Origin of the sequence: Williamwhitmania taraxaci (assembly GCF_900096565.1) — a bacterium.
Lineage (GTDB): Bacteria > Bacteroidota > Bacteroidia > Bacteroidales > Williamwhitmaniaceae > Williamwhitmania > Williamwhitmania taraxaci.
The window spans coordinates 1-26,531 of record NZ_FMYP01000009.1 but is presented as its reverse complement, the minus strand read 5'-3'; the positions used below and the strand labels follow the sequence as shown (position 1 = coordinate 26,531).

The following is a 26,531-nucleotide window of genomic DNA, read 5'->3' as shown; positions in this document are numbered from 1 at the left end:
AAACACAAAATTAACTCATTAAACGGAATAAACAAAACTCCGTGTATTACAACCCAATTTTTAGTTTAGCAAATTTGAGTAGCAGCGTTTTTTGGCCTGCCGCAGGAAAGAAAACGGTAACCTTTCGGTTTGGTCCATCCCCTTCGGCTGTAATCACTTTTCCAATGCCAAATCGCTCGTGCTCAACCTGAACTCCCTCTACGATATCGTTCTCGGCACATTCCACAAATTGCTTGGCAATGGGCTCGTTGAAAACCGTAGCGCCAGCGGGGAGCTTTGTCTTCACCTCCGTGGAGGTTATCTTATTAGGAGAAGCTGGAACATTCTTTTGGTAAGGATTGGAGAAGCCGCCGTAGTTTTTGGTAAAACCGCCATTTTGCGTCGAGAGGTTCAACAGGGAGTTACTCTCATTGTCGGGATCGGAATCGCCCATATCGAGAAACTGCTCGTCGATCTCCTTTAAAAAACGACTAGGGCGACAGGTAGCCGGTGTGCCCCACTTATAGCGTTGAAGGGCATAAGAGATGGTGGCTCTGCGCTCGGCCCTAGTGATGGCGACGTAGAATAACCGTCGCTCCTCTTCTAACTCTTGCTCGGTATTCATGCTCATGCGGGATGGAAAAAGTTCGTCTTCCAAACCAACCAAGTATACGTATTTAAACTCGAGTCCTTTGGCCGAGTGAATGGTCATAATTGTCACCTTATTCTTGTCCTCTGGCTTATCCTTATCGGCATCGGTCAACAGCGATACGGTCTCTAGAAAACGGTCGAGGGTGGGCTCACCATCGGGCTCCTCAGCACGCTTCATCTCATCGACAAACTCACGAATTCCGTTAAGCAGCGCCTCTAGGTTCTCCAACTTCGATGTGCCTTCTTGCGATTTATCCATGCGCAAATCGTTGATAACGCCCGATTTTGTAGCAATGGTTAAGGCGAGGTTGTAGGCATCGGAGGTAACAATCTCGGTGGCAAGATCCTTTATGATCGCAGCAAAGTCGGCCAGTTTACGCGCGGCACCATCCTTCACCTCCGAATCGAGGCTTCGGATATTCAATGCCGCCTCCCAAATGCTAAGCCCTTTAGCCGAGGCTGCTGCTTCCACGCGCGACATGGTAGTTTCGCCAATTCCCCGAGCAGGGAAGTTCACCACCCGCTTATAGGCTTCATCGTCGTTATGGTTAAGCACCAACCGGAAGTAGCACAGCAGATCCTTGATCTCCTTGCGTTGGTAGAACGAAAGTCCTCCGTAAACCTTGTAGGGAATATTCTTCTTCCGCAGGGAGTCTTCAAAAATACGCGACTGCGCATTGGTGCGGTAGAGTATGGCAAAGTTCTGGTAAGTCGCTTGATCCTGAAGGATAGTTTGGTGTATGGATGCCGCCACCATGAGCCCCTCCTCCTGATCGGTATACGCTCGGAGTACCTTGATGAGATCACCCGACTCCTTCTCGCTGTAAGAAACCTTCTTAATTTGATTCTTATTCTTAGCAATGAGGCTGTTGGCTGCATTCACAATGTTTTGTGTAGAGCGATAGTTCTGCTCCAGCTTAAAGAGTTTATAGTTGGGGTAATCGTTTCGGAAGTTAAGGATGTTCTCGATTTTTGCTCCACGGAAGGAGTAGATACTCTGCGCATCATCGCCCACCACGCAAATATTCTTATGGTGTGTGGCCAACTTATTCACAATGAGGTATTGGGAGTAGTTGGTATCCTGATACTCATCCACCAGAATAAAGTTGAACAACTGTTGATACTTGGCAAGCACCTCAGGGAAGTCGCGGAAAAGAATGTTGGTATTCAGCAACAAGTCGTCGAAGTCCATGGCGCCCGACTTGTAGCATTTTTGGGCATAGGCAGTGTAGATATCCGCAATCATGGGCATCTTGGCCGCAGCATCCTGCGACATGGCGCCGGAATTGCTACGGTAAGCCATAGGCGTCACCAGATTATTCTTGGCGCTGGAGATACGTGAGAGTACGGCCCCCGGTTTATAAATCTGATCGTCGAGCTTTTTCTCCTTTACGATAGCTTTTATGACACTCTTCACGTCGGTGGTGTCGTAGATAGTAAAACTCGATGGGTATCCAAGCTTATCGGCCTCGGCACGCAGTATTTGAGCAAAGATGGAGTGAAAGGTTCCCATACGCAAACGCTTGGACTGTGCCACGCCCACGGTAACCGCAATACGCTCCTTCATCTCCTTAGCCGCCTTATTGGTAAAGGTTAGTGCGAGGATTGATGATGGTTGTACGCCTTGATTGAGCAGGTAAGCAATTCGGTAAGTGAGCACGCGCGTTTTTCCGGAACCGGCACCGGCGATGATAAGGCTAGGACCAGTAAAGTTGACAACGGCTTCGCGCTGTGTATCGCTGAGTTGAGAGAGGAATTCTTCCACGAGATGTGTTATATTTTCAATTAGGCTGTAAAGGTAAGGTTGCAGGATGGATTTACAAATTTAAATAGAGGGGTTTTAGGGGTGATTGATGAATGGCTAAATAATTCACGAACGAGGATATGCCTCACGACTAATCCTCGAGTTATATCGACCCTTCGGGCCTCAAAAGATTGCACCACGCTTGAGGGCCAACGGCCCGGCATAACCAACGTAGGGCGTAAGCCCTATGAGAAGGGGCGGATGCCCAATCAATCCCAAATATACCGTTCGTCGTAATCGATGTTGTGTTTTTTGAGAAGCCCAAGGAATTCATCTTCGAAAATCATGTTGGAATGGTGCTCGGCCTGCGTGTTGATGTATTTAGTTACATTATCAACCTGCGATTTGCTCACCGAGAATATGCCGTAACCATCCTGCCAATCAAAGATGTCATGCAACTCCAGGAATTTCGCTTTAGCCCACCGAGAGGAGTTCGATTTAACCTTGCTCACCAAATCCATTTGGGCAACTTTACGCGAAAGCAGGCAGAGAATGTGCACGTGGTTCAAATAACCACCAACGGCCACAGGGTTGCACTCCAAATTATTGCAAACACCTGCCATGAAAGAGAACAGCTCCGGAGCAATGGCCTCCGAAATGTATCTTGCACGGTATTTTGTTGAAAACACAACGTGCACGTAAACCCGCGATAACGATTGTGGCATATGCTATGTCGGCCCTTCAGGCCTCAATTGGTTTTTATTTTACACAACGGATAGGATAGGCCTCACGACCTATCCTATGAAATATATCGACCCTTCGGGCCTCAAACAATTCAAACACCAATCGAAATTTACAGAAAAAAAACGAATATAAATATTATTCCACCACGCTTGAGGGCCAACGTCCCGGCATAACCAACGTACGGCAAGCCCTATGAAAAGGGGCGGACGCCCTAATGATAAAGCAGAAACACCCTCATCAGCACCACCACATCTTAGAGCCAACGGCCCGGCATAACCAACGTAGGGCAAGCCCTATGAGAAGGGGCGGATGCCCGGCAATAAAACAGACCTCCCTTCGTTTACCATGCAACAAACTCACCAGAGTTCTACGCTCATCTTTTGGTTCTTGCCTCTTAATTCTTTAATATTGTAGCTCAATTACAAAAAAACATAGATGCGCGTCTACATCGTTCTGCTACTTTCCATTGTTGGCCTATCTTCGCTTGAGGGCTTCGGCCAAATTACATCGCCTACTTCCGATGTGGCTTTGGCCACCCAATACTCATTGCAACCTCATCAAGACTCTGTTTACGTTTTTCACATACCCGTTATGGCAAATCTGAGGGCGATGCATTCTACCAAAGTTACCTCCAGCATAAAATGGTTTATGTTAGATATGGTTACCAAGCAGTTTGTCCAAATCGATCAATCTCTGGGTGCCGTCTCCTCCGATCTTTCCATAAATAAAAGTGGCTGTTATTCGGTTTCCGTCGAGCCCTCCGTGGGGAATATCGAGACCGACACCGCATGGGTTTACCTCGACAACTTTGACATTATCGATATTACCGCTACAAACACCTGTAGCAACCTGAAAATGCGCGTGAATACTGCTCCCGAGAGCTATGAATACATCATTCTATACTACGATCTCAGCCAATTGAGCTTTACCCCGAAAAGTAAAAAAAACAAATTGGACGTTACTTGGTATAAGAACGGTGAAACAGCCGAACTCGATTATGGGCAGATAATCACGCTTAAGGAGGATAACCTCCCGGTGGAAGACGCCTACTACACCGTAGTGGTAAAGGACGTAATGGGAAAGTCGGCAACCTTTCAAACGGCAACCCTTCCAGCCATAGCCCCACTAGCAAAATTCGACGTAGCCATATGGAACGGAACCAACTGGAGCACCGCAGGCGAAAAAGTAGAAGCTCAAGCACCCATGAAGATGCAGCTTACCAGCCAGAGCAAAAACTGCGACAGCCTAATATGGACCGGATTCAACGATCCCTACCTTTTTGATAGGGGTGGCGATTCCTTGCTGTGGAACGTAGGAAACCTATCCGTCATCAATCAATACGAAACCCAAGACCTCCTGCCGGGAAAGTATAAGCTTAGGTTAATTGCCAAAAAAAATTCAAGCGGATGCCGCGATACGGTGGAACTAAAATATGCCACCGTGCTGGCATCTAAAATTGACGCAAGCCTTATACCCAACGTATTCACCCCGGGAGGAACATACCCCTACTTCAAATTTAAAACCGACGACACTACGAAAGTGCGATCGATCCGCGACTTTGATATAAAAATATTTACACGCTGGGGTAACCAGGTGTATTCCTACTCCGGAACCGTTGGAGATTGGACCGGGTGGGATGGTAAGACCGATGGAACAGGCGCCGAAGCCGCCCCTGGGGTTTACTACTTCATCATTAAGGCTCGAGGCTGGGACGACATCAGCTACGATAGTGGCCCATATAAGGGGTTTTTCTATCTGTTTAGAAATAATTGATAACGACTGAAGACTGACGCACCCTTAGGCCAAAGGGTGCGTTCAGATATTTTCGGGTTGTAGTTTTTCATTAACCTGTAGAATCAATACAATTTTACAGCAGCCATCCTTTGCCTCCGGCGATCTCGCTTCGCTCGGTTCACATTTAACTTTTCACCTTTCACAATTTTTTCAAATTGTGAAGTAGCGACACACAACGTCTCCACAAATTTTCATAGATTTACCCAACCATAATACACTGTCGCCCTAACCCACTGTTCAACTGCCCATCCAAACAATCATACTCATGCTAAAATCGAAGAAAATTGTCCTTGGTATTGCGCTAGGTTTAGCCGTAATTGCCAGCATTATCGGGATTTCGCTCTGCAGCCGAAGTTCCAACGAGATTGTTCAAGCCGACCCTCGGTTCGCTGCTCACATTTCAGCATTTACATCCGGCAATATATCCATTGCCTCAACCATCACAATAAGGCTTACCGACGCCTCCCCCGCCTTCGCCGGCGAAAACAAACCTGTTGCAGAGGAGTTATTTGACTTTTCGCCATCGGTGGAGGGTATCGCCTATTGGATTGATGCGCAAACGGTGGAGTTCCGCCCGGCAAAACTGCTGGAATCGGGAACAACCTACGAAGCTAAGTTCTACCTGAGCAAGGTAAAAGAGGTTGAATCGGAGTTTAAAACCTTCGTATTCGGTTTCAGAACGCTGGAGCAATCCTTCGAGATTCAAGAAGAAGGGCTTATAATTGACAACCCACGCCAACCCGACACCTATACCTACCAAGGCAAGCTGATCTCGGCCGACTACTTGGCTACCGAAAAGTTAAACGAAATACTAAAGGCAACCTTCGAGGGCGAGAATAAAACCATCGACTGGGTTTCGGAACAGGAAAATAGGCAGCATACCTTTAAGATCACCGGAATCAAACGTGCCGAATCCAAGAAGGAGCTCACGCTGAAATGGAGTGGATCGTCCATTAATGTAGACAATAGCGGAGATATGACCGTTTCGGTTCCCGACAAGAACTTTTTTGGCAGGATTAGCGACCGAATGGTCAACATCCCAGAGCAGGCCATCTTTATCTACTTTAGCGACCCCCTCGATCCCCGTCAAGACTTACGCGGATTAGTGGAATCGAACCACGATGAGTCCATGCACCTCTCGGTTCAGTCAAACGTATTAAAGGTAACCTTCTCCGAGCAGTTTGAGGGAGAAATAAAAATCACGGTGAATGCCGGAATCCTAAATGCCGAAGGGAAGAAACTCCCCATAGGATTTGTTGTGGAGTATAACTTCGAGGCCATAAAACCAGCCCTTCGTGCCGTTTCGAGCGGAACCATTCTTCCCTCCTCCGAGGGATTGGTATACCCCTTCGAGGCGGTTAACCTAAAATCGATACAGGTTACCATCATCAAGATATTTGAAAACAATGTACCCCAATTCCTACAGGCAAATAGGTTGAGTGGCTACTCCGACATGAAGCGTGTTGGCCGCCCAGTTTTCAGGAAAACTATTCCGCTCACCAACTCGGGCATTGCCGACCTTTCGCGCTGGAACCGATTCACCCTCAACCTCGACGAATTCATTAAAGCCGAGCAGGGCGCCATCTACCAAATCAACATTAGCTTTGGCAAATCGAACATGATTTGGACTTGTGGCGACATCGACAATAGCCAAGAGAACCTTTCCGGCTTCGACGACGAAGAGGTCAACGCCAAGGAAGACAAAGCCTACGATGGTCCTGGCTACTACGATTACTACGACGAAGACTATGAATACTACGAAGGAGAAGACTACGACTGGGATCAGCGAGATAATCCATGCAACCGAGCCTACTTCTCTTCGAACAAGATGATTACCCAGAACATTCTTGCCTCCGATATTGGTCTCATTGCCAAGCGGGGAAACAGCGGCGACATGCTCGTGGCCGTGAGCGATATCCGCACCGCAAAGTCGCTGAGTGGGGTCGACATTGAGGTGCTCGACTACCAGCTCCAACCACTATACAAGGGAAGCACAGATGGCGACGGACTGGCCTCCTTCCGCGTAAAGCGGGTGCCATTCTTGCTCGTAGCCAAAATGGATAAGCAGCGCGGCTACCTCCGCCTCGACGATGGTTCTTCGCTTTCGCTTTCCAACTTCGACATTAGCGGTGTTGATGTTCAAAAGGGATTGAAAGGATTTATTTATGGTGAACGTGGCGTATGGCGTCCCGGCGACACCCTTTTCCTAGGATTCATAGTGGAGGATAAGCAGGAATTGCTACCGGCAGGACACCCTATCGTATTTGAGCTACGCAACCCACAAGGGCAACTGGTAAGCCGCATGGTGCGCACCTACGACAAAACAGGCATTTACGCCTTTGCCCCAGTTACCACAGCCGATGCACCCACTGGAAAATACGTGGCCACCGTAAAGGTTGGAGGAACCAGCTTCTCAAAACAGTTGAAGATAGAAACGGTAAAACCAAACAGGCTAAAGGTAACTTTTGAGCTGAACAAAGACGTTCGATTTGGAGCTAGCGGCAACGTGCAGGCCAACCTGAACTCCCGTTGGCTACATGGCGCCATTGCCGGCAACCTAGAAGCCAATTACGATGTGACACTAAGCAAGGCACGCGCCACGTTTAAGGGATTCGACAACTTCAACTTCGACGATCCGGGAATTGAAGCTCCCATGGAGGCATTCCCCGTATTCGACGGACGGCTCGATGGCAACGGCAATGCATCAGTGCGCACCAACCTTAAGATTTCCAGCACGCTCCCATCGGCCCTCAACGCCAACTTCCGCGGAAAGGTATTCGAACCCGGTGGAGATTTCAGTGTAGATTTCCTCACAGTGCCCATTCTCCCATTCGACACATATGTGGGTATGCGCTCCCCTCAGCCAGCCCGCGGTCAGTGGGTAGAAGTAGATAGAGACCAAACCATTACCCTTGTAACAGTAAACAATAGCGGCAATCCCGTTAGCGTAAGAGGTCTTGAGGTAGAAATTTACAAGATGGATTGGAGCTGGTGGTGGCAGGACAACGGCAATGGAGCCGCCAGCTACGTTAACTCCGATTACAAACGACCCGTCATTAACACTACGGCCAACACCTCCAACGGCAAAGGCAGCGTGGACTTCAAGATTAATTATCCCGATTGGGGCCGCTACTACGTGAGGGTTATCAACCCCGAGACTGGCCAAAGTTGCGGTGAAATAATCTACATGGACTGGCCAATGTCGCGCGGACGCTCGAAGGGCGATATGCCGGGCGGGGCCACCATGCTCTCGCTCTCCACCGACAAGAGTAGCGTAAAGGTTGGCGACGATGTTAAGGTTACCATCCCGGGAGCCGAAAAGGCACGCGCATTGATTTCCATCGAAAACGGTTCGCGAATCATTAAGGCCTTTTGGGTTGATGCCGACAAAAACGACAACACCATCGAAATTGAGGCTACCGAAGAGATGACCCCCAACGTATTTATCCATGTAACCCTAGTTCAACCACATCTCCGTAAGAACAACGACATGCCTATACGGCAGTACGGTATCGTTCCGCTGGAGGTAATCGACCCTAAAACTAAGCTTACGCCCCAAATCCAAATGGCCGAATCGCTCAAGCCAGAGCAAGAGGTAGCCATCACGGTTTCGGAAAAAGATGGTAAGCCCATGACCTATACCATTGCCGTAGTGGACGAAGGATTACTCGACATTACTCGCTTTAAGACACCCGACGCGTGGAGCAACTTCTATGCAAAGGAAGCGCTAGGTGTAAAATCGTTCGATCTTTACGACGATATCATTGGTGCCTTTGGCGGCGAAATGGCTCGTTTGCTTTCGCTTGGAGGCGACGAAGCCTTAAAGGCCGAAGAGGATGGCAATGCCATACGTTTTAAACCTGTGGTTAAGTTTATGGGTCCGTTTACCCTTAAAGGTGGAAAGGCCACCCACAAGTTCCGAATGCCAAACTACGTGGGTTCCGTAAGAACCATGATAGTTGCCGCAAACAAGGGAGCCTATGGTTTTGCAGAGAAAGCAACCCCCGTAAAACAAGCCCTAATGGTAATGGCTACGCTGCCCCGCGTTCTTGGTCCGGCCGAAGAAGTTCTCCTCCCGGTGAATGTATTTGCCATGGAAAAGAGCGTGAAGCAGGTGAGCATAAAGGTAAAAACCAGCAGCCTGCTTCAAATTGTGGGAAACAATAGCCAAAACATTACCTTCGACAAGCCCGGCGACAAGGTGGTATTCTTCCGACTAAAGGCACGCCCATCCGTAGGTAATGCAAAGGTTGAGGTCTACGCTAATGGTGCAGGCAACAAATCGACCTACACCATCGACATGCAGATACGCAACGCCAATGTGCCTATGGCCAAGGTTACCGACATGGAGCTTGCTCCCGGTAAGAGTTGGAACAACACCTTTCAACCATTTGGAATTGCAGGAACCAACAAGGTTTCGGTGGAACTTTCGGCCATTCCACCCATTAACTTGGGCGAACGTCTCGACTACCTCATTAGTTATCCTCACGGATGCGTGGAGCAAACTACCTCCGGAGCATTCCCTCAACTCTACTTGGCCAAACTTATTTCGCTGCCTAAGGATAAGGCCGAGAGAACCGAAGTTAACGTGAAGTATGGCATCGATCGGCTCATGCAGTTCCAAACCGTGGATGGCGGCTTTATGTATTGGCCCGGCTCATACCGCACCGCCGACGACTGGAGCACAAGCTACGTGGGACACTTCCTACTCGAGGCCAAGAAGATGGGCTACTCGGTGCCCGACCAAATGCTTAGCAAGTGGAAGGAGTATCAGACCACTACCGCTCGCCGTTGGACTTCGGACGCCACCTATCGCTATACAGAACTAGCCCAATCGTATCGACTATACACCCTTGCCTTGGCGGGATCGCCCGAGTTGGGAGCCATGAACAAGCTTAAGGAGATAAAAGACCTGAGTATCCAATCGCAGTGGAGGCTTGCAGCGGCCTATGCCCTTGCAGGAAAACGCGATGTGGCCACGCAAATGATAGCCTCACTCCCCGACCGCATACCAGTGTACCGTGAGTGGAGCTACACCTATGGCTCCGACTTTAGGGACCGAGCAATGATTCTGGAAACCCTCACCGAGCTGGATAAAACAGCACAGGCAGCATCTGTAGCCAAAGAGCTGGCCGTTGAGATGAACTCCAACCGCTGGATGAGCACGCAGGAAACAGCCTACTCGCTCATGGCCATTGCCAAGTATCAAGGAAATGCCAAGGGCGAAAAGGGCCTAAAGGCCTCCATAACCATCAACGGGAAACAGGAGAGCATTGACTCCGACTTAAGCATGGTGGATCAATCCATTGCCATTAAGGAGAGCAGCAATGCCCTTTTGGTGAACAACCGTAGCAAGGGCATGCTGTTTGTAAAGTTACGTGAGGTGGGTGTGCCACTTCCCGGCGAAGAGGCTGCCACCCGCAGCAACATCAACATGACCGTTCGGTTCCTGCGCGATGGCAACAGCATTGATGTGAGCCGCCTAAAGCAAGGCACCGAGTTTATGGTAGAGGTAACCCTCACCCACCCCGGCGTGATGAGGGAGTATAAGGAGCTTGCGCTTACCGAGGTGTTCCCATCGGGCTGGGAAATTCGCAACACCCGCATGGAGGGCAACGAGCCAAGCCTTGGCAGCGCAGCAAGCGATTACCAAGACTACCGCGACGATAGGGTAATGACCTACTTTGGCCTCCGTCCGGGCGAAACCAAGCGCTACGTGCTGATGGTAACTGCCACCTACGCAGGCAAGTTCTACTTCCCTGGAGCATACTGCGAGGCCATGTACGACAACACCATTTCCGCTAAGGAAAAAGGAATGTGGGTTGAAGTGGTAACAGAATAAGACAATGAATTCAATGTGACAATACGACAATTAGTCAATAAAAAAAGGAGTTCCAATTTCGAAAGGGGTTGGGACTCTTTGTTTAATGGGGGAATGAGACAATAACATTATGTGCCAAATAACGTGCTGGGTAAGTGCGTAGGGCACGAGCCAGTCACAGCGCGACTAATCCTCATCTGCATACAAGTCGCACCCTGGCTTTTCAAAGCAGCACAGAAGCAATTAGGCCGTAGGCCTTAAATATCATTAGCCCCGGGTTCACCAGCTATCAGGCTTGTCACCCGGGGTAAATGTATGCCAACGAGCAGCGGCGCACACACCAACTGGAGGCAAATGAGGCTAACCAACCCTGCGCCGCAATCGCATATCCGTTATTAAACCAGAGTCAGGGCACGACTTCTTCTCGTCCGCATACTAGTCGCACCCTGACTATTCAACATGTGTGTCACATTATGGCTTAATGGATGTTCTATTCACACTATCGGGCGTTATGTGGCCATACTGTCGAGCGTTATGTGGCCATACTGTCGGGTGTTATGTGGCCACACTATCGAGCGTTACTACTCCCTGCTCCGGGGAGTTACTACTCCCTACTCCGGGGAGTTACTACTCCCTACTCTGGGGAGTTACTACTCCCTACTCCGGGGAGTTACTACTCCCTACTCTGGGGAGTTACTACTCCCTACTCCGGGGAGTTACTACTCCCTACTCCGGGGAGTTACTACTCCACACTCCGGGGAGTTATGGCTCCTCATTCTGTTTTTCCCATTCATGTATTGCTAACGTTTCTTTCTTCTGAAAAAAGCAAGAGGCAACGGAGGTATAGCACCGTGCAACAACCATATCACTAGATAATTCTATCGAATGCTCATACAATAACAACCTACTCTCATTGCTGCTAAAAATAATAAACCCTTATGGTGCTTCTCAAACGAATAATAATATCTTTGAACTTGGCTTTTTCTGCGGTTGAACTCAGTTTATTTGTTCAGCAATAGTTGACCCAATTTGCTCAATTCTTTAGTGCCCTAACCTTAAAGAGTATAACAAAATGGATCCAGTATTAAAATTCGCCCTCTTTGTAGTTTTTGTTCTTCTTCCATTCGGATACGCCGTTGTGTGGTTTCTTTACCGAAAAACGGTGATCCAGTCTACCGCACTTACCGTATTTATTGCCTCTATGGGTTGTGCCATTGTAGCATTCGTTGTGGGTAACAAAGGGTTTATACATGTTTCGTGGGCCGTTCCTGTATGCTTAGTATGGCTGGTGAGCGTGAATCGTGTGGCAAAGGCGATTATTCAGAAGCCCATAAAGGAGCTAAACGAGAAAATAAAACGGATATCGGAGGGCAACCTTCGGGTTACCATTAGCCAATCGACCCTCGACCTCAACAACGAGGTGGGCCAGATTGCGCACTCGGTAAAGCTGCTGCAGGAGGAGATTCGCACCGTAGTTACCGGCATCAACAGCTGCGCCAGCAGCGTTACAACCATGAGCGCCGACCTATCCAGCTACGCGGCCAGCCTATCGGATAGCACCTCGTCGCAGTCGGCCGCCATTGAAGAGCTCTCCAGCAGCATGGAGGATATGTCCACCTTTATTTCGCAAAACGCCTCCAACGCAAAGGAGACAGAGACACTAGCGGTAAATGCTTCCCTCAAGTTGAACGAGAGCAACACCACCATAACCTCGGCGCTCAACTATACCCATAACATATCAGAAAAAGTGCTTGTGATTTCGGACATAGCCTTTCAAACAAATATTCTCGCACTTAACGCGGCGGTAGAGGCTGCGCGGGCCGGTGAATCGGGACGTGGATTTGCCGTAGTAGCCGCCGAGGTGCGAAAGCTCGCCGAGCGAAGTCGCCTGGCGGCCGACGAAATCACAAAATTATCCAAGCAGGGCGTCGACGTTTCCTCTTTGGCCATGAAAAACCTTACCCTGGTGCTTCCCCAAATCGAGAAAACTACCCAGTTGGTAAAGGAGATTAGCGCTGCTAGTGCAGAGCAAAGCCACGGCACTAAGCAAATTCACATGGCAATAAACCAAGTGAATAATCAATCGCAGGATTCGTCGCGCACTGCCGAAGAGCTGGTAAACGCGGCCGACAGTTTACGGGAGCATGCCGAAACGCTGCTGGACTCCATTCAGTTCTTTAAGGTATAGGGGTTCAACGATGTGACAATATGCCAATTCAACTAAGAAAGTCCAATCGCGAAAGGGGTTGGGCTCTTTTAATATCTCCCAAAAACAGACACCCTTATCCTATAACTTCTTTAAATCCTTTGCCTTCTCTAAATTCCAATTCGCGAGCCCGCTCTTCAACCTTCGTTGACTTTCTATCATTCCGATAACTTCCGTTTATTTCAGTTTAACTTCCGTATAAATTCTTTTTGAAACCCTACCTTGCAGCCTGATTTAACCTCTGCACACAAAATGCGCTTATCCTTTTTCAAGAGGCGATGGGTTATTGCCACTTTAGTTCTACTACTGGCATTTATAGCCATTCGTCCGGCCCGCTTTCACGACCCAAATTCTACAGTACTGCTAGCCCGCAACGATGAGTTGCTTGGAGCGCGTGTGGCACAAGATGGACAGTGGCGCTTTCCCGAGAGCGACAGTCTACCCTTGCGCTACATTAAGGCAGTAACCTGCTTCGAGGATAAACACTTCTTTCACCATCCCGGCATAAACCCTATTTCCATTGGGCGAGCCTTGGTGCAAAATATAAAGCAGCACAAAGTGGTAAGCGGTGGAAGCACCATCACCATGCAGCTGGTGCGCATTGCACGCAAGGGAAAAGGTCGAAATATCCTAGAGAAACTAATAGAATCGGTGATTGCCCTACGCACCGAACTAGTCTTTAGCAAGGCACACATCCTTCGTCTCTATGCTTCCCATGCGCCCTTCGGCGGAAATGTAGTGGGGATTGAAGCAGCCGCTTGGCGCTACTTTGGCATTCCACCCGAAAACCTCAGCTGGGCCGAGGCAGCCACGTTGGCAGTACTGCCCAACGCTCCATCACTTATCTATCCCGGAAAGAATCAAGAGCGACTGATAGCCAAGCGCAACATGCTACTGAAGCAGATGCAGCACGAAGGCATTATTGATGCAGAAACCTGCTCGCTGGCCATGGAAGAACCTGTTCCGGGGATTCCGCATCCGCTTCCCGATTTAGCATCGCACCTGCTGGCCCGATCCGTTTCGGAGAATATGAAGGGTAAGCGCATTCACTCCACCATCGACCTTAACCTACAAAAGCGCGTATCGCAGACGATTGCCCGCTACTTCAACATATACAAGGCCAATGGCATAAACAACGCCGCCGCTGTTGTCCTCGACATTAAAACCGGCGAAGTGCTTGCCTATGTTGGAAACACCCCCGTGGAAGGGGCACAAAACGGCGGAAGAGTGGATATCCTCAACTCCGAGCGGAGCTACGGCAGCATTCTGAAACCCCTACTCTACGCCTCCATGCTCAACGAGGGAATGCTGTTGCCGCAGATGTTGGTAAACGATATTCCCATCTCCATTTCGGGTTACAGCCCAGCCAACTACTCCAAGAGTTACGAGGGAGTAGTGCCCGCCAACCAAGTGCTGGCTCGCTCCCTCAATGTACCCAGCGTGATGATGCTGCGCAGCTATGGCATCGAGAAGTTCAACCAACAGCTCAAGGACATGGGCATGACAACGCTCCGTAAGCCAGCCTCCTACTACGGGCTCTCCATTATTCTTGGAGGTGCCGAGGGCAAGCTGCTTGAGCTAACATCCATCTATGGTTCATTCGCCCATAAGTTGCTAAAACCTTACAACGATAGCCTATCCGTATCCTATTCGAGGGAGAACGAAGTTGCTCCCACACTTAATGCCTCAACCGCAAGAATATCACCAGCCTCCATTTGGTTTACGCTGAACGCCATTACCGAGGTTCACCGCCCCGAGGAGGAGGGAACTTGGCGCTACTTCTTCTCCCCCCAAAAAGTTGGATGGAAAACAGGAACCAGCTTTGGCTCGCGCGATGCTTGGGCCATTGGTGTAACCCCAAAGTATGCCGTGGGCATATGGGTGGGCAACGCTGACGGTGAAGGAAGGCCCGGCCTCACCGGTGTTGGGTACGCTGCTCCGGTTATGTTCGATATCTTTGCGCTGATGCCAACCTCGGAGTGGTTTACCGAACCAATTTTCGACATGAAGTCGGTAAAGATATGCCTAAAAAGCGGCCATATTGCTGGGATGAATTGCCCCGAAACTGCCGTGCAAACCATACCCGATGTGGCCAACCTTACCAAGGTGTGCCCCTATCACACCACCATACACCTCGACAAGAGCGAACACTTCCGCGTCACCGACCGCTGCGTGGCGGTTGCAGAGATGGTTACCCGCAGCTGGTTTGTGCTACCTCCCGTGCAGGAATATTTCTACCGAAAATCGCACAGCGACTACCAACCGCTGCCCAACTACATGCCCGGATGTCAGGACAACCTCACCTCCAACCACCCCATTGGACTAATTTACCCCTACCCCGGAACCAAGCTATACCTCCCATTTCAGGCCGACGGTACACGCACCAAAACCATTTGGAGAGCATCGCACCGCAGCAGCACCGCCACTATCTTCTGGCATCTCGACGACAAGTTCATTGGTAAAACCACCGGCACGCACGACCTTGAGGTGGAAGCCGAGGTTGGCAAGCACCTGCTCCTGCTGGTGGACGACAAGGGCGAATCGTATGCCATATGGATTGAGATAATTGGGAAAAGATAGGATTACAAAACAATGCATTCAGCCAAAACATACTCATGAAAGACTTGCAACACAAACGCAGCAGCAGGACAAAAGATTCAATTATGTGACAACGAAAGAGATTGAGCCAAGTTGCATTTGTGAGTTGAATCTTGCAACCAAAAAACTACCGTATATTTGGCGGCTCAAAAGTTCCAGATTAAATAAATAAGAATAACTTTAAAACTGAATACACTAACTATTTCCCGATGAAAATACTCTACAAGCTTACCACCCTAGCATTGCTGCTTATAGTAACAATTACTGCCGAAGCGCAAACCACGCCCCCTGCTGGCACTCCGGTGATAACCCTTACCGTTACCAACAACGCCACCATAACATTTAGGATGGCTGCTGCCGCGAACAACACCCCTGCATGGGTAGAAACCACCCCCGGCACCTACACTACTATTAATATTGGCACAGGAAGTATATACAATACCTACACCGCCACCGGAACTATTATAAAGGTGTATGGAGCCATCACATTTTTCAACTGTGAGTGGAATAAAGAAAAGTTAACCGCGCTGGATGTGTCCACGAACACCGCACTGACAGGCCTAGAATGCGACGGCAACCAACTTACCGCACTTGATGTGTCCAAGAACACCGCACTGACAGGCCTATACTGCAGTTACAACCAACTTACCACGCTGGATGTGTCCACGAACACCGCACTGACAACCCTATACTACAGTTACAACCAACTTACCACGCTGGATGTGTGCACGAACACCGCACTGACAGACCTAGGCTGCGGAAGCAACAAGCTTACCTCGCTGGATGTGTCCAAGAACACTGCACTGACAACCCTATGGTGCCACAGCAACCAACTTACCGCGCTGGATGTGTCCACGAACACCGCACTGACAGGCCTAGAATGCGACGGCAACCAACTTACCGCACTTGATGTGTCCAAGAACACTGCACTGTCATCCCTATGGTGCGGAAGCAACCAACTTACCGCGCTGGATGTGTCCACGAACACCGCGCTGACATACCTACTCTGCGACGGCAACAAACTTACCGCACTGGATGTTTCCAAGAATACAGAGTTGACAAAAATATACTGCTACGCAAATCCACTCAATACCGCAGCTATCGATGCCCTCTACTGCAGCCTACCCTTCCGCGCCGCAGCAGATAATGCAATTATACGCCCCGCCTATAACAGCACTGATGCTAACAACGCCTTTGTACTGGCCAGCAATACTAGCAATGCTACGGCCAAAGGTTGGGTGGTGAATTACGATGATAATAGCATTATCCCCACCACAGGCATCTATACATGCGGGAGTCCTATAGTACTCGCCACAGAGATAATACTCAATAAAGTTACCGCAACCGTAGAAACTGGCAAAACCATTACCCTAACCGCTACAGTAAAGCCAGACAACTCTACCTACAAGGGGGTAGTATGGAGCAGTGCCAACACCGCCATTGCTACCGTGAATAACAACGGATTGGTTACCGGAGGGAGCGCTGGTACCGCAACCATTACTGCTAAAACGGAGGACGGAGGTTACGAGGCCAACTGTGTGGTTACGGTAACCTCCACCACTGGCGTGGAAACTGAAACAGCCACTACCTTGGGGCTATACCCCAACCCGGCTATGGCCGAGGTATTCATTAAGGGTGTTGAGATACCTACTTTGGTGGAAGTATACAGCACCACAGGGCAGCTAATGCTAGCCCAAACCCTAGCACCCGCCCAACCAATAAACATCAGCCACCTACAACCGGGTGTGTACATGGTGAAAGTAAACGGCATTGCAATGAAGCTGATGGTTGCTGGAAGATAACTAGAGTATCAGTTCACATTATAGAAAAACGAGCAGTGCAATACGCACTGCTCTTTTTTTTGCTAGGAACTACTGGCTTGGGGTGGACCTCTGCATGGTTTTCGAACCCAGAAAGGTGTTGCAATAAGACGTATTGTACTTTATATAAAATCCGCTACTTTAGGTTCCGCTAAAACCAACCAACCATGATAAAAAAGATACTCACCGTTTTTGCCATTGCCGCCTCGGCCCTCTCAGCAAACACTGAGGTTTTCGCCCAACGAAGTATGCCAATGTTTAGCCAAAGTGGGCAAAAGCCATCTACCCGGCAGCTTTCGGATATGGCCAACTACGATGTAAAGTTCTACCATATCGACCTTTCGGTTACAAATACATCCACGACACTTGCAGGAAGCACGACCATTAAAATGCAATCGAAGGTTGCAAGCCTTTCGCTTATTGTGCTGCAACTCACCAGCCAACTTGCCGTTTCGGCGGTAGTGGTAAACCAACAGGCTGCCACATTTAGCCGCAGCGGCGACGAATTGAGAATAACCCCGAATACTCCCATTGCCCAAAACGAATACGCCACAGTAAAGGTAACCTACTCGGGAACGCCAACGGGTCTTGAAGGTATACAAAGCACAAGAGACAACAGTTGGAGCCAAACCATCCTCTGGACCCTATCGGAATCGTACCACGCCTACGAATGGTTTCCGGTAAAGCAAGACCTTACCGACAAGGCCGACTCTGCCTACGTTTGGCTTACCGTTCCTTCGACCCTTACTGCCGCATCAAACGGGCTTCTTAAAAAGGTTACCGACATGGGAAATAGCAAGAAGCGATTCGAATGGCAAACCTACTACCCCATCGATTACTATCTCCTTTCGATGACCGTTGGCAACTATACGCAGTACAACAACTCGGCCTCCATCGACGGGACAACAATGCCTATCCAACACTTTGTTTACAGCACAGCGGGCTGCCTCGAAAGCAATAAGACGGCAATTGATGCAACACCCGGAATGGTAGAACTATACTCTCAGCTCTTTGTTCCATATCCATTCAAGAACGAAAAATATGGCCACGTTATGGCACCCATTGGTGGCGGCATGGAACACCAAACACTTACCACGCTCAGCAGTTTTGGGTATACCCTTATTGCCCACGAATTGGCACACCAATGGTTTGGCGATTATGTTACCTGCGCCAATTGGCAAGACATTTGGGTAAACGAGGGCTTTGCCTCCTACCTCGAATACATCTATCTTGAAAACAACAACCAAACAGTGGCTGCCTCAAATTGGATGACAGAGGCTAGGCAATATGCCCTTCAGGAACCCAACGGCAGTGTGTATATCCCCATAACAGAAATTAACAGTGAAAGCAGAATTTTCAGCTACACGCTCAGCTACAAGAAAGGGGCGGTTATCATTCATATGCTGAGGAAAGAGATCGATAACGACGAGAAGTTCTACGGATCGCTACGTCTATTCCTAAACACTTTCGGACACAGCACGGCTACTGGCATGGATGTTCTGAATACGATTAATACCTACACTGGAAAAGATTACACCTGGTTTTTCGACCAATGGTACTACGGAAAGGGATATCCAACGGTATCATCTACCTACAAGTACGCCAACGATACAGTAGCGCTAACACTAAAACAAACAGCCAGCAACGTAGCCACGCCCTTCTTCCGTATGAGCATGGATGTGCGCTTCACCACCAATGGAGTTGTAACGGATACAACACTTGTATGGACCGCGAACAACCAAGAATTTAAGGTAAAAACGGGAGGCGCTCCTACCACCATTGTGCTCGATCCACAAAACGAGCTGCTTATTAAACGAAATGGAGCACCGGTAGACATAAACGAGAATACCCGACTATCGCAGGTAAGGGTTTTCCCCAATCCTGCCAAGGATGATTTTATTGTTGAAGTTAACCCAACGATGGTTGGAGCGGCGCTGGTCATCCACGATCTTTCGGGTAGAATAGCTTACCGCACCACGCTAGGTAAGGAGAGGCAGGAAATCAGCACCTCCAACTGGATTAAGGGCATCTACTTAGGAACAATAACCCACGAGAGAGTTGCAACCAACTTTAAAATGGTGAAAGAATAGTAAAGCCGTAACGATACCACGTCTCGACTCTAGGGCGGTTAACTATTTATTAACCGGTTCAGTGGCCATGCTCTCCCTAAGATCGAACAGCATCCATTTTCCTGCAAGAATGCTGTCGCGCTGAGTCTCGAGCAACTTTTGAAACTTCTTGAGTCCAAGCGGTTCGTTGCCGTTGGCATGCACCAAAACAATGCTGCCCATTTTAGCAAATTGCCGTTTAGCAAGCCACGCATCGGTCCCGATGGGAATAAGGCCATAGGAGAGCACGGCATCAAACACCGCCTTATCGGAAATCAACCCCGGGAATCGAAAAAAAGGAGAGGGAATAACGCCATGTTCGAGCATGGTAATTTCTGTCCTTAGAATCTCCGATCGAAGGTTAGTGCCCTTTTCGAGCAAGAAATTCTCCTTAAGAGGAAGGTCTATATTGAACCGATGGCTATAGGAGTGGTTTATCCACGTAATATCAATCTCGCCAGCCTTAACCCGATCGAGCAACCATACAAAATCGGAAGGGTGCCCCTTCATCCAAGTACCGGTTACCGAGATGGCCATGGGTACCGGTTTTTGCACCATACTAAGGCTCTTCACCATTTCAACAAAAAATTCACGATCGAGAGGCAGCTTGGAGGGGCAAAGGTCGATGGTGAGATCCACGCCTCCCGTTATACGTTGAAATCGCCTTACGCCGGCATTGGTTACTTTATCGGAGGTGTATTCGGCTACCTTTAGTGCTTTAATATATGGAGTATTACGAAACAACTCCACCAGCAGGGGTCGCTTAAGCCGCGTGGTCATCAATCCTTCCTCTTCAACTATTGTCGTCCGAAGGGTGTAAGAATTAATTAACAAATACTTGCGAATACTATTCTCAAGAAAAGAACGCAAAATGAGGAGCGAATCTCCTTGTTGGGAAACGGCATACCCATTATACTCCTTATAGCGTGCGATGGTAACCACCTGTGCAGAAAGAGTAGCGGAGGTGGTGAGCACTAACGCCAGTACTAAGATATACTTCCCCTTCATAATCCGTTTTAAATTAGGATGCAAAGATAACCCAGTTTCACTAGCAAGCGAAAGGGAGCATCCTCCCTTTCATTTATTTAGCTTACTGCTCGGCATCCTTTAGCACTTCGGAGGCATAGTCGTATATGGGTTTGCTGCGCTTTTTCCACTTTCTCCATCCAAAAAAGAAGGCACCAAGAAAAAGAGGAACTAGAAACAGATTGATTACTCCAATATTTGTCCACATGCTCCAGCCCATTTCCATATGAAAAGACATGTTGATGCTGGCACCGATATCCACGAGCAAAACCCCAAGGAGGGCTAACCATACCATAGGTTGCCAAAAACGATACCGAAACCTTGCTTGCCGCAACATCTCTATCACCGAAACCGAGTAATCAACCCTGTTGTATAAAGTCTTACTCATTCGAAAAACTACGGCGCAAACTACAAAGGCCAGCGTGAACAGGAACCACGAAAAGGCTTTCCAAAATCCATCCCCCGCCATGATGCTTAAAACGAATAAACCACCGTAGAGGAATGTTCCCAAAAAGTAGACCACATACAATTTCTTGGCAATCCCAAGGTTATGGGCGTCCTCACGCTTCATTTTTGTAACAAATTCATCGATATTGGCGATGGATTCACCTTCACATATCTTCATTATATCCTTAGCAGTCATAGTCACCTCCCTTTAAATCTTCGCGTAGCGATTCTTTAATTCTGTGCACCTTCACCCTTACATTGGGTTCGGTAAGTCCAATTACATCGGCAATCTCGCGCATGGGCAAGCCTTCCATTACCAGCGAAATTATGGCCTTATCAATTACCGAGAGCTGGTTCATCCTATTCTGAAGGAGCGCAAACTTGTGCTCCAGCACCATTGCGTCACTGGCCTTATCCTCGCACCCTAGGTTGTTCAGACGGGTAGAATCAAAATCGACATTGAAGCGTAACCGCTTAAACTCCTTCCCCGAAAACCCTAACGCAGTATTTAATGCAACCCTATAAAGCCAGGTACCCACGGCCGAATCGCCCCGAAATGTTTCAAAACTCTTCCAAACGTTGATTAAAATCTCCTGATAAAGATCCTTCCGATCCTCCTCCGAATGTGCATAGTAGGAGCAAACTCGGCGAATCTTATGCTCATTGTCCGAGATCAACTCCTTAAAGACCTTTTCCCTCTCCTTCATCGAAGACTTTTTTGTTGAATCTGCTATATTAGTTGATTGTTACTCGCAACTGTTACAAAAGTGGGCAAAATATTTTAGTTTGATAAAGAATTAACAATCCACGCCCTAACAAAACAGAGGTTTATTGATTAACTTTAGCATACCAATTTCGAATAAACAGAGCAAGTAGAACAGTATTCAAACACGATTCTGTTTAGTAGATTTATTGCACGATATTTGCAAAAGGATTACCTCAACTGATTTTATGCGCATAGCCGTTATCGACCTCGGAACAAATACATTCAACTTGCTTATCGCTAATGTAAACGACAACAAGTCATTTACTATAGAAATGAGCGCCAAGCATGCCGTGCAGCTAGGCAAAGGGGGAATAAATAATAAGACCATTCTGCCCGATGCTATTGAACGTGGGTTGAAAGCCATTGAAGCGCATATGCAGATTATCACCCACATGGGTGTTGACAATATCTACGCCTACGGAACCTCAGCCATTCGCAACGCCACCAACAGCAACAATTTCATTAACCTGATAAAGGAAAATTACAACGTGCAGGTGGAGATTATTACCGGCAATCGCGAAGCGGAATTAATCTATCACGGCGTTGCCCAAGCCGTTGATCTTTCGAGCCAGAAGCATTTAATCATGGATATTGGCGGTGGCAGTAATGAGCTTATAATCGCCAACCACAAAGAGATTTTTTTCAAGCATAGCTTCCCTCTTGGCATATCTCGACTTCTGGACAAATTCACCCCATCCGACCCTATTACAGCCGATGAGGTAGCGCGTGTTGAAGAGTATCTCGAAAAAGAGTTACAGCTACTTTTCGATGCGGCTGCAACCCATATGCCTAAAGTGCTTGTTGGTTCATCAGGCAGTTTCGACACCTATCGCTCGGTGCTTACCAAGGGAGAAGACCCCTGCAAACCACCTTCCTTTAAAATAGAGATTAAAGACTACCTTCAACTGCACAAGCAACTGCTAAAATCCAATATGGAGGAGCGATTGACGATGCCAGGAATGGAACCAATGCGCGTGGAGATGATTGTGCTGGCAAGCATCTTTACCCGATTAGTTATTGAGAAGATTGGTATCACCCACATGGTACAGTCGTGCTACGCACTGAAAGAAGGTGCAGTTTGGGATATTGTTCATCACCATTTGAAATAACCATGGCAAGAATACTGATAATAGACGACGAGCGAAGCATTAGAAATACGCTTAAAGATATTCTCGAATACGAAAAGCACGAAGTTGAGATTGCTGCAACCGGCGAAGAGGGCCTCGAGCACCTGCGAAACAACGGATTCGACCTAGTTTTTCTTGATGTGAAAATGCCCGGCCTCGATGGAATAGAGGTTTTGCAAGAGGCTACCCGCACTCACCCCGAAATGCCTGTAGTGATGATCTCCGGCCACGGAAATATCGACACTGCCGTGGATGCAATTAAGAAGGGAGCGTTTGATTTTCTGGAGAAACCACTCGATCTCAACCGCATATTGGTGACCGTGCGCAATGCAACAGATAAGTGCAAGCTGCTGCAGGAGACGCGCATGCTTCGCAAGCAGCTGAGTCCAACCTACGAAATGGTTGGAAATTCAGTAGCCATTAATCAGGTAAAAGAGTTTATTCAGAAGGTTGCAGCCACCGATGCCCGCGTACTCATAACCGGCAGCAACGGTACCGGAAAAGAGTTGGTAGCTCGCCAGCTGCACGAGCTCAGCAGCCGCGCAGCATCCCATTTTGTTGAAGTAAACTGCGCAGCCATCCCGTCGGAACTGATAGAGAGCGAACTATTTGGACATGAGAAGGGGGCTTTTACTACGGCCATTAAGCAGCGCAAGGGTAAGTTTGAGCAGGCCGATGGAGGAACTATCTTCTTAGACGAAATTGGCGACATGAGCCTTTCGGCCCAAGCTAAGGTTTTACGCGTATTGCAGGAGAATAAAATTACCCGAGTTGGGGGCGATAAGGATATCGATGTCAGCGTTCGGGTAATAGCCGCAACCAACAAGAACCTACTCAATGAAATTGAGGCGGGCAACTTCCGCGAAGACCTATACCACCGCCTTAGCGTTATCGTGATAAAGGTCCCTTCGCTAAACGAGCGCACAGAAGACATTCCACTACTGGTAAATCACTTTCTTACGCAGCTCTGCACCGAACTAGGGGTAGCCCGCAAAAACATTTCAGTTGAGGCAATGGCAGAACTCCAAGAACACCAATGGCGCGGAAATATTCGGGAGTTAAAAAATGTGGTGGAACGATTAATAATCCTCAGTGGTCCCGAAATTAGCTTAGCGGACGTTAAAATGTTTGCCACGGCTTCGTTTGGATAGGGTGAACTAATCCCCATGTTTTAACGTGCCGTGCCTACGGTAAGACACACGGATTTACAACACAAAAACCGGTTTTAGCATTAATCGTGAACAATTCTCCCCGAACATCCTTTATCTTTACAAAAAAAATTATGCCAAAAGGAAAAGCATCATTCCCACATATTGGTATTTACGGCAAGCGCAACTCCGGAAAGAGTGCCACCATAAACTTTATAACTGGCCAGGATGTGGCCATTGTCTCTGATATTGCAGGAACTACTACCGATCCGGTAAAAAAAACGCTCGAAATCCTCGACTTTGGCCCCGTAGTGCTGGTTGACACAGCCGGGATTGATGATGTGGGTGAGCTGGGTCAACTGCGCATTCAGAAAACGAAGGAATCCATTAAGCACGTGGATTTAGCCCTACTGGTTATCACCAATAATACCCTCGACGAGAATGAGGAGCACCTAATAGAAGAGTTTGCCAAATATGAAACCCCCTATGTGATAGTCCACAACCATAGCGACCGGGAGCCGTTGTTGCCCGAATTTGCGGCGCAGCTAAAGGAGCGCTTCAAATCGCCGGTGGTGGCCCTAAGCGCCTTCAAAAAAGAAGGGCTCGAACCGCTAATCACGGCTATAAAAGAGACGATTCCCGAGCGCAGCTACGCAAACCCATCGCTTATGGGTGATTTAATTGTGGCCGGCGACATTGTATTGCTCATCACCCCCATCGACACAGAAGCACCCGCCGGAAGGATGATCCTCCCTCAAGTTCAGGCCATCCGCGATGTGCTCGACAACGATGCAGTGGCTATTGTGTTAAAGGAAAACGAAGTTGTAAATTTCCTGAAGAAAACGGGGATAAGACCAGCACTGGCAGTTACTGACAGCCAGGTTTTCAACAAGGCCGATGCCGCCATTCCGCACGAGATTCCCCTCACCAGTTTTAGCACGCTGCTGGCACGGCTTAAGGGCGATTTTGACAACTACCTGCTAGGAACCCCAAAGATTTCCGAGCTCCGCGATGGCGACAAAATACTGATACTGGAAAGCTGCACGCATCACGTTTCATGCGACGACATTGGAAGGTTTAAAATCCCCAACTGGCTGAACAAATACACCGGAAAGAAACTAGAGTTTAAAGTAGTTACCGGCCTCGACCAGTTACCCAACATTACCGACTATGCGCTGGTTATTCAGTGCGGTGGCTGTATGATTACCCGCAAGCAAATATTCAACAGGCTGCAGCCTGCCATTGAGGCCGGCATCCCTATAACCAACTATGGCATGGCCATTGCCTACGTGCAAGGAATCTACAACCGGGCCATTGCCCCATTCACCCAGCAGCAATCGAATCCGAAGGAGTATTTGTAGCAGATTAACCTTACAAAACCGAGGCTACTTAGAATAGGCCGAATCCTCGCGTGGACTGATTCCTCTTCCGTGCCATACAAGCCACGGCAGATGTAAATGTAGCAAAATAGTTGAACGCTGGTTGCAGCTGCGCAGCCTCAATAAGTGAACGATAGGTATTCAGGACGTTTCGTCCAGCTACAGCAGCCTTTGGCTATAAGCGCTTGGCAAGTTTACAGTTTGGGCAGCATAGCCTGCCTCGCCCCCGCCAAAAAGGCGGGCCCGCCTTTTCGGCGGGGCTAGGCTGCGGTTATGCAAGATTGCTGCAAAGCGCCTGTTTTGTTGCATTGTCCTAGGCCTGCAAGGCACGACCAGCATGTTCGCGCGAGAGCGGGGTTTTATTAATTTACTTCAGAAAATCATACGGTATTTCATATTTTTCTAATGGAGAAATTGGCAGCAGTTCCTTTGGTATTAGTTTAGACTTTACTTCAACTTCGACACCCTTAAGCCAGGCTAATTTGGCATAACCTAAAGCAGGCATTGATATATATTTCTTCAAAAGTGCATCATCGTTTCTTTTCTGGTGAATTTTTGGGCTAACCATGTCATTCAATATTCTCTCACATTTTGATACATCATTTAGATATAAAGCGCGAAAATAATTTACGTCGTATTGCATGGTGCTATTTTCGTGAGACTTGCTGAAATAAACCCTTTCCATAATTTCCAAATTTCTTTCAACAAGGGCATTATTACCTAATAAAAACTGTTGCATGGTGTGAGTGAAAATCGCACCTTCGCCTTGCAATACATTATCTTCCATGGTTACAGGAATTTTCTGATACGTTTTATCTTCGTAATAAAAACCACTGTAGGTAAGTTTTGCAAAAACATCTTTTATAAAAGGCAAATTATCCGATAGCATTGCATAGCCAATTGAATGGATATCGTAATCGAATAGCCTATCTTGATAGTTAATTACACAATATGCATCAAGCAAACCACAGTTGTAGAAGTATTGCTTTGCTTTATTAATATTATTTTCTTCAAAAAAAGAATTTAAACCTTAAATCCGCAGGTCGATTGCTAGGTTTTAAATCTTAGCGTATTTAGGTTTGCTTGGTGGATATTTTGCCATTTTTTTGGTTCGACATAGCCCTTCTTTGCGTCACTTCTTCCGTTTTTCGCTCCCCCTATGGTTTGCAACTT

At 48.2% G+C, this 26,531-nt stretch carries 16 protein-coding genes; 10 read left to right on the top strand and 6 right to left on the bottom strand.

Features of this window, described 5'->3' with window-relative positions:
- Positions 1 to 46: 46 nt before the first annotated feature.
- Positions 47 to 2,395 carry an ATP-dependent helicase gene (locus tag BLS65_RS03665; RefSeq protein WP_092435973.1) on the bottom strand — a complete coding sequence of 783 codons (2,349 nt, stop codon included), beginning with the start codon at positions 2,393 to 2,395 and terminating at the stop codon, positions 47 to 49.
- Between the two features lie 248 nt (positions 2,396 to 2,643).
- Entirely contained in the window at positions 2,644 to 3,099 is a 456-nt protein-coding gene (tnpA, locus tag BLS65_RS03660) for an IS200/IS605 family transposase (protein WP_092435971.1), read from the bottom strand.
- Between the two features lie 454 nt (positions 3,100 to 3,553).
- Between tnpA and BLS65_RS03655 the strand changes: the two genes are divergently transcribed.
- From BLS65_RS03655 to BLS65_RS03630, 7 genes are all read left to right on the top strand, one after another.
- On the top strand, positions 3,554 to 4,891 hold the full coding sequence (locus BLS65_RS03655; RefSeq protein ID WP_092435969.1) for a T9SS type B sorting domain-containing protein: 1,338 nt from the start codon (positions 3,554 to 3,556) through the stop codon (positions 4,889 to 4,891).
- A gap of 286 nt (positions 4,892 to 5,177) precedes the next feature.
- On the top strand, positions 5,178 to 10,754 hold the full coding sequence (locus BLS65_RS03650; protein ID WP_092435967.1) for an alpha-2-macroglobulin: 5,577 nt from the start codon (positions 5,178 to 5,180) through the stop codon (positions 10,752 to 10,754).
- A 536-nt stretch (positions 10,755 to 11,290) separates the two neighbouring features.
- Positions 11,291 to 11,605 carry a hypothetical protein gene (locus BLS65_RS17920; RefSeq protein ID WP_125869758.1) on the top strand — a complete coding sequence of 105 codons (315 nt, stop codon included), beginning with the start codon at positions 11,291 to 11,293 and terminating at the stop codon, positions 11,603 to 11,605.
- A 200-nt stretch (positions 11,606 to 11,805) separates the two neighbouring features.
- The gene (locus tag BLS65_RS03645; protein WP_092435965.1) at positions 11,806 to 12,921 is read left to right on the top strand and encodes a methyl-accepting chemotaxis protein; all 1,116 of its coding nucleotides are present in this window, start codon (positions 11,806 to 11,808) and stop codon (positions 12,919 to 12,921) included.
- 270 nt (positions 12,922 to 13,191) lie between these two features.
- Entirely contained in the window at positions 13,192 to 15,519 is a 2,328-nt protein-coding gene (gene pbpC, locus BLS65_RS03640; protein WP_092435964.1) for a penicillin-binding protein 1C, read from the top strand.
- A gap of 227 nt (positions 15,520 to 15,746) precedes the next feature.
- Complete coding sequence (locus tag BLS65_RS03635; protein ID WP_092435962.1) at positions 15,747 to 17,339, top strand: Ig-like domain-containing protein; 1,593 nt, start codon at positions 15,747 to 15,749, stop codon at positions 17,337 to 17,339.
- Between the two features lie 185 nt (positions 17,340 to 17,524).
- Entirely contained in the window at positions 17,525 to 19,447 is a 1,923-nt protein-coding gene (locus BLS65_RS03630) for a M1 family metallopeptidase (protein WP_092435960.1), read from the top strand.
- Between the two features lie 42 nt (positions 19,448 to 19,489).
- Here the strand turns inward: BLS65_RS03630 and BLS65_RS03625 are convergent, their stop codons facing one another.
- The 3 genes from BLS65_RS03625 to BLS65_RS03615 form a co-directional block, all read right to left on the bottom strand.
- Entirely contained in the window at positions 19,490 to 20,473 is a 984-nt protein-coding gene (locus BLS65_RS03625) for a polysaccharide deacetylase family protein (protein ID WP_092435957.1), read from the bottom strand.
- Between the two features lie 82 nt (positions 20,474 to 20,555).
- Positions 20,556 to 21,134 (bottom strand): hypothetical protein, encoded by a 579-nt coding sequence (locus BLS65_RS03620; protein ID WP_092435955.1) that lies wholly within the window; start codon positions 21,132 to 21,134, stop codon positions 20,556 to 20,558.
- Complete coding sequence (locus tag BLS65_RS03615; RefSeq protein ID WP_092435953.1) at positions 21,124 to 21,645, bottom strand: RNA polymerase sigma factor; 522 nt, start codon at positions 21,643 to 21,645, stop codon at positions 21,124 to 21,126. Before BLS65_RS03615 ends, BLS65_RS03620 begins: the two co-directional genes overlap by 11 nt.
- Before the next feature lie 244 nt (positions 21,646 to 21,889).
- Here BLS65_RS03615 and BLS65_RS03610 point away from each other — a divergent pair, with 244 nt between their 5' ends.
- The 3 genes from BLS65_RS03610 (at position 21,890) to hydF (ending at position 25,340) form a co-directional block, all read left to right on the top strand.
- Positions 21,890 to 22,813, top strand: a complete 924-nt coding sequence (locus BLS65_RS03610; protein ID WP_092435951.1) for a Ppx/GppA phosphatase family protein — start codon at positions 21,890 to 21,892, stop codon at positions 22,811 to 22,813.
- Between the two features lie 2 nt (positions 22,814 to 22,815).
- Positions 22,816 to 23,982 carry a sigma-54-dependent transcriptional regulator gene (locus BLS65_RS03605; RefSeq protein ID WP_092435949.1) on the top strand — a complete coding sequence of 389 codons (1,167 nt, stop codon included), beginning with the start codon at positions 22,816 to 22,818 and terminating at the stop codon, positions 23,980 to 23,982.
- Positions 23,983 to 24,113: 131 nt separating this feature from the next.
- Positions 24,114 to 25,340, top strand: a complete 1,227-nt coding sequence (gene hydF, locus BLS65_RS03600) for a [FeFe] hydrogenase H-cluster maturation GTPase HydF (protein ID WP_092436096.1) — start codon at positions 24,114 to 24,116, stop codon at positions 25,338 to 25,340.
- 385 nt (positions 25,341 to 25,725) lie between these two features.
- Here the strand turns inward: hydF and BLS65_RS03595 are convergent, their stop codons facing one another.
- Complete coding sequence (locus tag BLS65_RS03595) at positions 25,726 to 26,247, bottom strand: Imm49 family immunity protein (protein ID WP_139180945.1); 522 nt, start codon at positions 26,245 to 26,247, stop codon at positions 25,726 to 25,728.
- Between the last annotated feature and the right edge of the window lie 284 nt (positions 26,248 to 26,531).